At 60.5% G+C, this 9460-nt stretch carries 5 protein-coding genes; 3 read left to right on the top strand and 2 right to left on the bottom strand.

Features of this window, described 5'->3' with window-relative positions; genetic code table 11:
• Positions 1–4626: type I secretion C-terminal target domain-containing protein (locus ACZRMO_RS12790; RefSeq protein ID WP_463973079.1), on the top strand; the 4626-nt coding region annotated here is incomplete at its 5' end.
• A 124-nt stretch (positions 4627–4750) separates the two neighbouring features.
• Positions 4751–5089: a tryptophan synthase subunit beta gene (locus ACZRMO_RS12785; protein WP_463973078.1), complete on the top strand. Its 339-nt coding sequence runs from the start codon at positions 4751–4753 to the stop codon at positions 5087–5089.
• A gap of 56 nt (positions 5090–5145) precedes the next feature.
• Here ACZRMO_RS12785 and lapD read toward each other — a convergent pair whose 3' ends face one another.
• Together lapD and lapG are read right to left on the bottom strand one after the other, a co-directional pair.
• A complete protein-coding gene (gene lapD / locus ACZRMO_RS12780) occupies positions 5146–7092 on the bottom strand; it encodes a cyclic di-GMP receptor LapD (RefSeq protein WP_463973077.1) in 1947 nt (648 codons plus the stop codon).
• 11 nt (positions 7093–7103) lie between these two features.
• The gene (lapG, locus tag ACZRMO_RS12775) at positions 7104–7796 is read right to left on the bottom strand and encodes a cysteine protease LapG (protein WP_124525381.1); all 693 of its coding nucleotides are present in this window, start codon (positions 7794–7796) and stop codon (positions 7104–7106) included.
• Between the two features lie 291 nt (positions 7797–8087).
• Between lapG and bcsQ the strand changes: the two genes are divergently transcribed.
• Entirely contained in the window at positions 8088–9047 is a 960-nt protein-coding gene (gene bcsQ / locus ACZRMO_RS12770) for a cellulose biosynthesis protein BcsQ (RefSeq protein WP_463973076.1), read from the top strand.
• The last annotated feature ends 413 nt before the right edge of the window (positions 9048–9460 follow it).

Genomic DNA, 9460 nt, shown 5'->3' with positions numbered 1-9460 from the left:
AACTCGGTCACCACGGGCACCGTCGCCGGTACCTTCGTTGCGAAAGACGAAGAAACCCCACGCGAAGGCCTGACCATCTCGTTCACGGGCAACAGCAACGCGGCTGGCTACTACGCCATCTCTGGCAACAACGTTGTGCTGACCAAAGCAGGCGCGGACTTCGTCAACGCCGGCAACCAACTGCCGAAGATCGACCTGACTGTTACTGATCCTGAAGGCTTGAACTCCAACAACAACGCTCAGCCAGTGGTCAACCTGCACAACGACGTGCCGGTGATCACCGTTACCGCTAACACCTTGGAAGAGAACTCGGTCACCACAGGCACCGTCGCTGGTACCTTCGTTGCGAAAGACGAAGAAACCGCGCGCGAAGGCCTGACCATCACCTTCACGGGCAACAGCAACTCCGCTGGCTACTACGCCATCTCGGGCAACAACGTTGTGCTGACCAAAGCAGGTGCTGACTTCGTCAACGCGGGCAACCAGCTGCCGAAGATCGACCTGACCGTCACCGACCCAGAAGGCCTGCACTCCAGCAACAACGCGCAGCCAGTGGTCAACCTGCATAACGACGTGCCGGTCATCACCGTTACCGCCAACACCCTGGAAGAAAACTCGGTCACTACAGGCACCGTCGCCGGTACCTTCGTTGCGAAAGACGAAGAAACCCCACGCGATGGCCTGACGATCACCTTCACGGGCAACAGCAACGCGGCTGGCTACTACAGCATCTCCGGCAACAACGTCGTGCTGACCAAAGCAGGCGCGGACTTCGTTAACGCGGGCAACCAACTGCCGAAGATCGACCTGACTGTCGCTGACCCAGAAGGCCTGAGCTCCAACAACAACGCTCAGCCAGTGGTTAACCTGCACAACGACGTGCCAGTGATCACCATCACGCCGACCACCATTGTCGAAGACACTGCCAAGGTCGGTACCGTGGCCGGTACCTTCGTCGCAACCGACGAAGAAACCCCACGTTCGGGCCTGACCATCACCTTCACCGGCACCACCAACGCGAGCGGCTACTACAGCCTCTCCGGCAACAACGTTGTGCTGACCAAGGCAGGCGCGGACTTCGTCAACGCGGGCAACCAGCTGCCGAAGATCGACCTGACCGTCACCGACCCAGAAGGCCTGAACTCGCATAACGTTGCGCAGCCGACGGTGACCTTGGTCGACGACACCCCAACCGCCACCAACGGCTCCATCCAGAGCAACGAAGACACCCCGATCGAACTGACCTGGGCCACCTTCGGCGTCAAGGATGAGGACTCGGCGAACCCGAAAGTGGTGTTCACCGCGCTGCCTGCCGGTTCCATCGAGTACAACGTCAACGGCGTGTGGGTCAAACTCACCACGGCAGATCTGGCCAGCGCCACTTCGGCCGGCAAGGCCTTCAGCCAGGCGGACTTCGATAACCACAACGTGCGTTACAGCCCGGCAGATAACGAATCCGGTGACAGCAGCTTCGGCGGCACCGGCGTGGGCAACAAGCAAGGTCACTACACTGAGCTGAAGTTCCAGGCCACCGACGGCAACACCAACAGCGAGACCAAAACCATCACCGTGGATATCCATCCGCTGGCGGATGCTGGGGTTGTGACGGTGACTCAGGCCGGCGCTGCGGCGCAGGGCCTGGTTATCCAAACCTGGACGGGCGGCAACTTGCCGACCGCGTTGGGCACCAACGGTAACGGCGTGGTCAAATCCGACGACCTGATCAAGGTCATCGACGCCAAAACCGCAGCCAGCGCTGTGTCCACCGGTGTGATCCACACCGTGGCCAACGACAATGTGACGGCCACCACCGCGACCAAGGTCTCGGGCCTGATCTACCTGGAAGCGGGCAAGAGCTACACCTTCACCGGGACTGCCGACGACAGCCTGGCAATCACCGTGGGCGGGAAGCTGGTTGCGACCGAAACCTGGAGCAGCGGCAGCGCGATTACCGGTTCGGCCTACACGCCGACCGAGTCGGGCTACTACACCCTCGACATCTACCACTACAACCAGGCTGGCGCGGGCAACTACAACGTCAACGTGTCGATCAACAACGCCCCGTCGGTGTCGTTGGGCAGCAGCGGCATCCAGACCTACACCAGCATCGAGGCGTTGAAAGCCGCCGGTGCGGTGCTGGGCGACAGCCATGTGGTCAATGGCGAGGGTTACTACACCGGGTACGTCTATAACAGCGGCCTGGAAGACACCGTCATCAAGGTCAGCCCGATTACCGCCACATTTGCCGATAACGACGGTTCGGAATCGCACAAGGTGGAAATCAGCGGCCTGCCGAAAGGCACCGTGATCACCGACGGCACCACCGGCCACACCTACACCTCGACCGGCACGGGCACGCTCTACGATGTCAGCACCTGGAACCTGAAAACCCTGACGGTCACGCCGGTCAAGGATTCCACCGGTACCTTCGACCTGACCGTGAAGGCAACCTCCACCGAGCTGAGCACCGGTGAAACCGTGACGTCGAGCGGCAAGGTGAGCATCGTGATCACCCCGGTCAACGACGCCCCAGTGCTGGACTTGAGCACTGCGGACGGCGCTCTCGCCAACGGCTACAGCACCTCGTACACCGAGCGTTCCGACGCTGGCGTGGCGATCACCGCCAGCGTAGGCATCGCCGACGTCGACAGCACGCAGATGCAAAGTGCGACCATCACCCTGAAAAACGCCAGCTCGGGCGATCAGCTCAGCTCCAGCCTGATTGCGGTGGGTGGTACTTACAAAGGCGTGACCTTGACCAGCGTCGGCACCGACGTCAGCGGCAAGATCGTGCTGACGCTCTCGGGCGCAGCGGATTCGGCCACTTACAAGGCACTGCTGGAGTCGTTCCAGTACTCCAGCACCAGCAAGTACCCGACCACCGGTGATCGTCTCATCGACATCTCCGTGAAGGACAGCGCCGGTTCCGACAGCCTGAGTTCGTCGGTTGCCACCAGCACCATCACGGTCAAGCCTCAGGTTTATACCTTGAACCAGGAAGGCGGCGCGGGTGTCGATACCATCGACCTGGGTTCCAGTGCGGCGAACAACATTGTGGTCGGCGACAAAGGCGGTATCACCAACCCGGGCACCAACTACAACATCGCGTTCCTTGTGGACACGTCGGGCAGTATCGGCCTCAACGCCATGAAGTCGATCAAAGCGCAGCTCTCGAGCATCTTCGATACCTTGATTGCCAATGCGGGCACTAAAGATTCGGGCGTTGTGAAAGTGCTGCTGGTGGATTTCGACACCCGCGTCCAGTCTGAGGTCTCGGTCAACCTGGCAGACAAGACCGGCGCCAAGGCTGCCTTGCAGGCCGTGTTGAACCAGATGGTGTCCAATTCGAGCGACATGACCAACTACCAGGACGCGTTCAAAGCGGCCTCGGATTGGTTCAAGAGCAGCGACGCCACCAGCAACGTCGGTGCGAAAAACCTCACGTACTTCATCACCGACGGTTCGCCGAACGTGTATACCGACGTGCGGGGCAACCCAGACCTGAACCTGGGCAGGGGTTCGTCCGTTTACTTTGACAACGTCGTGAACAACTCCAACTACGTCTTGGGCCAGAGCGATTCGGTCTACGCCGTGATCAATGGCAACTGGCGGATGGTTGTCGATGGCAGCGGCAAGGTTTACTCCTACGACAGCCGCGGCTACTCGACCTATGAAGGCATGGTTGTGGCCAACAGCAATGGCGGCTTCGACGTTGCTGCGGTCTACCAGAGCTCCAATACCGCACTGGCAAACGCCAAGACGGCCTACAGCGATCTGGTCAACGCGGTGCCTGACAAAGTCGTGGTCGAGGCGATCGGCTTGGGTTCGAACATCGATGGCACCGTGCTCAAGCAGTTCGATACCGATAAGGTGGTTTCCACCATCGACACCGAGAAGCTGGCGGATGCCATTACTGGCCACACCGCCGATGCTGGCGCGGACAACGTTACCGGTGGTTCGGGCAACGACATCCTGTTCGGCGACCTGATCAGCTACAAAGGCCAGGAAGGCAATGCGGCACTCAAGGCCTTCGCTGCCGAGAAGCTGTCCATCGCGGTTGATCAGCTGGATGATCGCACCTTGCACCAGTACATCACTGAGCACGTGCAGGACGTCGGGGCCTTGGCCAACGCGTCGAACATCTACGGTACCAACGATGGCGCCGACACCCTGCTGGGTGGCGCGGGCAACGACATCCTGTTCGGCCAGGGCGGCAACGACACGCTCAATGGCGGTGCCGGCAACGACATCCTGGTGGGCGGCAAGGGCAATGACATCCTGACCGGCGGCGCAGGTGCCGATACCTTCGTCTGGCTCAAAGGCGATACCAACACCAGCGGTGGCTTTGATCGCATCACGGACTTCAAGCACAGCGAAGGCGACAAGCTGGACCTGTCTGACTTGCTGCAAGGCAATACCGACAGCAACTTGGATAAGTATCTGAAGCTGACCACCGACTCGACGGGCAACTCGACACTGAGCGTGAGCAGCAGCGGTTCGTTCACCACCAGTGGCGGTACGGCCGATGTGACGATCAAGGTTGATGGCGCGAACTGGGGCAACGGCAGCAGCGCGATCAACAACCTGATCGCCGGTGGCGACCTGACCGTCAAGCACCACGACTGATCACCACCGGGGCGGCAATCTTGCGGGATTGCCGCCCCAGTGGCATCGGCTTCGGGAAAATGTGTGTAATCTCTGTGGGCGTCGTGCGCGGCGCCTGCAGGGATTTTTTATTGGGAGAACGCTGATGTTCTACGTGCAACGCGATCAAAACAACGCTTTGGTACGCGTCGAGGCGCAGGCCTACGCGGAAGCCACCGAGACGCTACCGGCTGACCATCATGAGATCCAGGCGTGGTTTGCCGGGGACGAAATCGAAAGCAGCCTCAAGCAGCTCAAGAGCAGTGACCTTGAGATGATTCGAGTGCTGGACGACTTGATTCAGGTGCTGACCTCCAAAGGCGTGATCCGCATCACCGACTTGCCGCCGGCAGCACAGGCCAAGTTTCTGGAGCGAACCCAGGCCCGGGCGGCGTTGGGCGGCTTGAGTGAACTGATCAACGACGATGAAACCGGCCTGATCTGAACACGACACACCTCCTTCACGGCATCAGCGTCAAGGAGGCATGAGGCTTCGAGGTTTTACTTCCAGGGCGCCGGTTCACCGACCAGTTGGCCTTGCACCCCTTCTACGCCCATCTCGCGGATTACCCGCAACTCACCCTCGGTTTCCACACGCTCGGCAATCAACGGCAGGTCAATGCTGTGGGCGGCCCGCTGGATGGCTTCGATAAAGATGCGCTTGTGGCTTTCCTGGTCAATGGCGCGGATGTAGCTGCCATCGATCTTGAGGTAGGCCAGGCCCAGGTTTGCCAGGTTGCCGATCATGCTGAAACGCCCACCGAAACGTTGCAGGCCAAGGCTGTAGCCGAGGCTGCGCATGCGCCGCAGCATCACCTCAAGCTGGGTTTGCTCGGGCACTTGCTCTTCGCCGATTTCCAGGGTCAGGCGCGGCCCCAGCGCCGGGTGCTGGGCCAGGCGTTCGAAGATCTGTTCCATGGCCTGTGGGTCGTTCAACGTGGCGGCGGAGAGGTTCAGGGCCACTGACTGGTTGTGCTGGGCCAATTGCTTGATGACCAGATCAAGCATCACTTGGTCGAGGCGCGCGGTCCAGCCGAAGCGCTCCAGCCACGGCAGGAAGTGACCCGCCGCAATGGTCTGGTCCTCGTTGTCGAGCAAGCGCGACAACACCTTGTAATGCAGCACGCGCTGGGTATCGCTGCTGCTCACCACCGGCTGGAAGAACAGGCGGAAACGCCCCTGTTTCAGGGCGTTGTCGAGCAGGGTATGCCAGCTGTGCGGGTCATCGCTGACGGTGCCAGCGGTGTGGTGTTCCAGGCACACCCAGCTCTGGCCGCTGCTGGCTTCAGCCTGGGCCAGGGCCTGGTCGGCCAGTTTCAACAGATCGGCCGAGGCGTCGCCGGGGTTGTAGGGGGCCAGGCCGATGTAGGCCACGGTGGGCATGTCGGTGGCGCCGGTTTCGTGCAGGCTTTGCAGGGTGGTTTCCAGTTCCTGGGCCAATTGCAGGGCTTCGTCACGCACCAGGCCTGGCGCGAGCACCGCGAATTCACCGCCACGGCTGCGGGTGATCAGGTTGTGGGTTTCCGGGTATTTGGCGCAGGTGCGCACCAGTTGCTGGCTGACGGCTTGCAGCAATTGGTCGGTGCGTTGCCCGCCGAGGCGCTGGTTGAGGCCGCCGAGGTCGTTGACGCGCAGCATCAGCAGGTAGCCGGAGCTGGGTTCTTCCAGGTTGCTGACGCGGGAGCTGAGCTGCATCTCGAAATAGCGCCGGTTGGCCAGGCCGGTCAGGCTGTCCTGGTAGGACTCCACGCGCAGCTTCTCGCTGCGTTCGGTCTGCTCGTGGAACAGCGCCTTGAGCTTTTCCACCATCTGGTTCATGGCTTGCACCACGCGGCGCAGTTCCGGGGTGCGCGGCAGGTCGGGCAGGCTGAGGAATTCACGACGGGCAATCGCATGGGATTGCTCGACCATATAGTCCAGCGGCCTGAGCTGGCGCCGCAGTAGCAACGCCCCAAGGATGGCACTCGCCGCCCCGCACAGCAGCAGCCAGCCGAGGCTGCCCAAGGCGCTCTGCCAGAGTTTGGCCAGGGCGAACATCGGGTGGCTGACCACCTCCACGCGCGCCGCCTGCTGCCAGCCACGGCTGACGATGGCATCGCCGCCGGCCGGCGCAAGGCCGATCATCTTTACGAACCAGGCCGGCACGCCGTTGGCGTCGGGTTCGGCGGCGCGCTCCACCAGCACCTGGTCATTGCTCAGGTCGATCACGCGGATGCTGGCGTAGTAGCCACTGTCAAAGATCGAGCTGACCATCAGTTCGGTCATCGCCGGGTCATCGATGTTCGGCGTCAGCGACAGCGCCAGTGCGGTGGCCGCGTCCTGGGCGTGGGAGCGCAGCTGGTTGACGTACTGGGTACGCGAGCTTTCCAGGCTGACCACGAAGCTACCGCTGAAGGCGACCACGAGAAACACACAGATAGCGATCAGCAATTGTTTGAACAGTGACATCGTAGCTCCTGTTAATTATCCGAACTGGCCGGAAACCCTTCGGCGGTCATTTTCTTCAAGACATCCTGCCAGCGCGACAGGCGCTTGGTGTCACCGACTTTCTTGTTGCCCGCAGCCCCGGTCAGCCACAGCCCTTCACCATTGAACGCGTAGACCGGCAGCAGGTCGGTGCGCTGGCTGGCGGGCAGGATCGGGTCCATCAGGCTGTCCAGGACCAACGGCATGGCTTCGGGGCTGGCGTAGTAGGTCAGCACCATGTGCGCGCGGTTCTGGCGCAAGGCCTTTACGTAGGTAATACGCAGCTTGTCGGCCGGAATGCCGAGGTTACGCAGGCTGAAGTATTTGGCGATGGCGTAGTCTTCGCAGTCACCGGCGCCTTTCCACAGGGATTGAATGGGGGTCGCCCAGTAATCAATCTCGTGCCACAGGTCGATATCTTCTTCGTACTTCATCTGCCGGTTGAAGAACAAGTTGACCACCTTGAGTTGCTCAAGCTCGCTGATCTGCTTTTGCGTCGACAGCAATTGTTGCCAGGCATCGATGCGTTGGCGGCCGGCTCCGAGCGGGCCATAGAGCGCCTCGGCACGGCGGCTGATCTGGTTGAAATCCCAATCGGCATGCAACTCGCCCAGCAGCCCGCCACCCAGCATCAGCGTGATGGCAAAACCGAACAGAATCCGGGGGATTTTAAAGCGTATCGCCACAGCTATACCCGAGCTTGCAGCCTGGAAGGTGCGGCAATGGTGCGGTGATAGCGGGCAAAAAACAATGGCACGGTGGAATCACGGGGCCATAAATAACGGGATTTAATCGTCAGTAAATTGGCTATTTTCCGCTCGTCCGAAAGAACGCTGAGAATAACATCAAAATAATGACACTCCCTGATCTCTGTCACAAAATGGCCCAACGAAAGCGCCTACAAAAAGACTGCGGTAAGCCCCTTGTTTCTTGCCGACCTCCCACGTCTTTAAACGCGCCGTGAAGGAGCTCCGGCCATGAGCCGCACTGATGATCTGTTTGCCCTGTTCGGCAAGGGCGTGTCCCGCGACCCTGAAGGGCGCAACGCTCGACTGCACTTTTTCGGCACCATCCCCTTCGATGATGGCACTCGCGTGAATGCGAAGGACGGTTCGCGCTTCAGCGCCAACACGCCTTATACCCACGAACATTCCCTGCCTTTTGATGCGAACGCGCCGCACCCGACCGTGATGGCTGTGGTCTCCGTCAATGGTGGCGTTGGCCGCAGTACCCTGGTCACGGCCCTGAGCAGCGGCTTGCAGCGCCTGGGCGAGTCGGTGGTGGCATTGGACCTCGACCCGCAGAACGCCTTGCGCCAGCACTTTGGTGTGGGCCATGAGCTACCGGGCATCGGCCGTACCAGCTTGATCAATGGGCAATGGCAGAGCGTCTTGCAAACCGGGTTTGCCGGTTGCCAGGTGATGCCCTTTGGCGACACCGATGTGCAGCAGCAGGAAAACCTCCAGCGCTGGCTCACACGTGAGCCGACGTGGCTGGCGCAGCGCCTGTCGGTGCTGGGCTTGAGCGAGCTCCAGACGGTGATCATCGATACCCCCGCGGGTAACAATGCGTACCTGCACCAAGCGCTGAACGTCGCCGACATCGTGCTGGTGGTGGTGCAGCCCGACGCCGCCTGCCTCGGCACGCTGGACCAGATGGAGGCCTTGTTGGCGCCCTACCGTGAGCGCCATCACCCGCCGCGTTGTCACTTCGTGATCAACCAGCTGGATGAGCATTCGGCGTTCAGCCTGGACATGGTCGAAGCATTCAAGCTGCGCCTGGGCGAACAACTGCTGGATGTCGTGCACCGTGACCTGTCCTTCAGCGAAGCCTTGGCCTTTGGTTCGGACCCGCTGGATAACGTGGCCCAGAGCCTCGCCAGCGACGATATCAACGAGCTTTGCCGTGCACTGACCCGGGCAAAAACCACGCCTTGAGCCGTAATGCCAGATTGTCCCGAATCACAAGGCTTAGAGAGCAACCTGTGGCGAGGGAGCTTGCTCCCGTTGGGCCGCGAAGCGGCCCCAGCTCTTTGTTTAAAAAGCTGGGACTGCTGCGCAGTCCAACGGGAGCAAGCTCCCTCGCCACAGGTACAGTGTTCGCCCTTAACTGACAGGCATTAGTCGCGTTATAGGCAGGATGCCAGATGCTTATGCACAATTGGTTGGTTGCAGCCGGGATTAAACAGCGATTTTGTGGATCTGTTCTCAACACGTCGCAACTACCTGTTTTGCGTGTGTTTTATTTTGTGAACAAAAAATGATCAGCCTGGCTTTTGGCCTGTAACGCAGACGGCTACAGGCGCTGTATAAAATTCATCAACAGAGTTATCCACAGGCTTGGGTGCGAC

The organism is Pseudomonas sp. B611, assembly GCF_055407965.1.
This window is presented reverse-complemented; position numbering and strand designations above follow the sequence as displayed.

What these genes read in the sequence shown, in the direction of transcription:
- bcsQ (WP_463973076.1), top strand. Translation starts at nt 8,088, where the DNA reads ATGAGCCGCACTGATGATCTGTTTGCCCTGTTCGGCAAGGGCGTGTCC.
- ACZRMO_RS12785 (WP_463973078.1), top strand. Translation starts at nt 4,751, where the DNA reads ATGTTCTACGTGCAACGCGATCAAAACAACGCTTTGGTACGCGTCGAG.
- lapD (WP_463973077.1), bottom strand. Translation starts at nt 7,092, where the DNA reads ATGTCACTGTTCAAACAATTGCTGATCGCTATCTGTGTGTTTCTCGTG.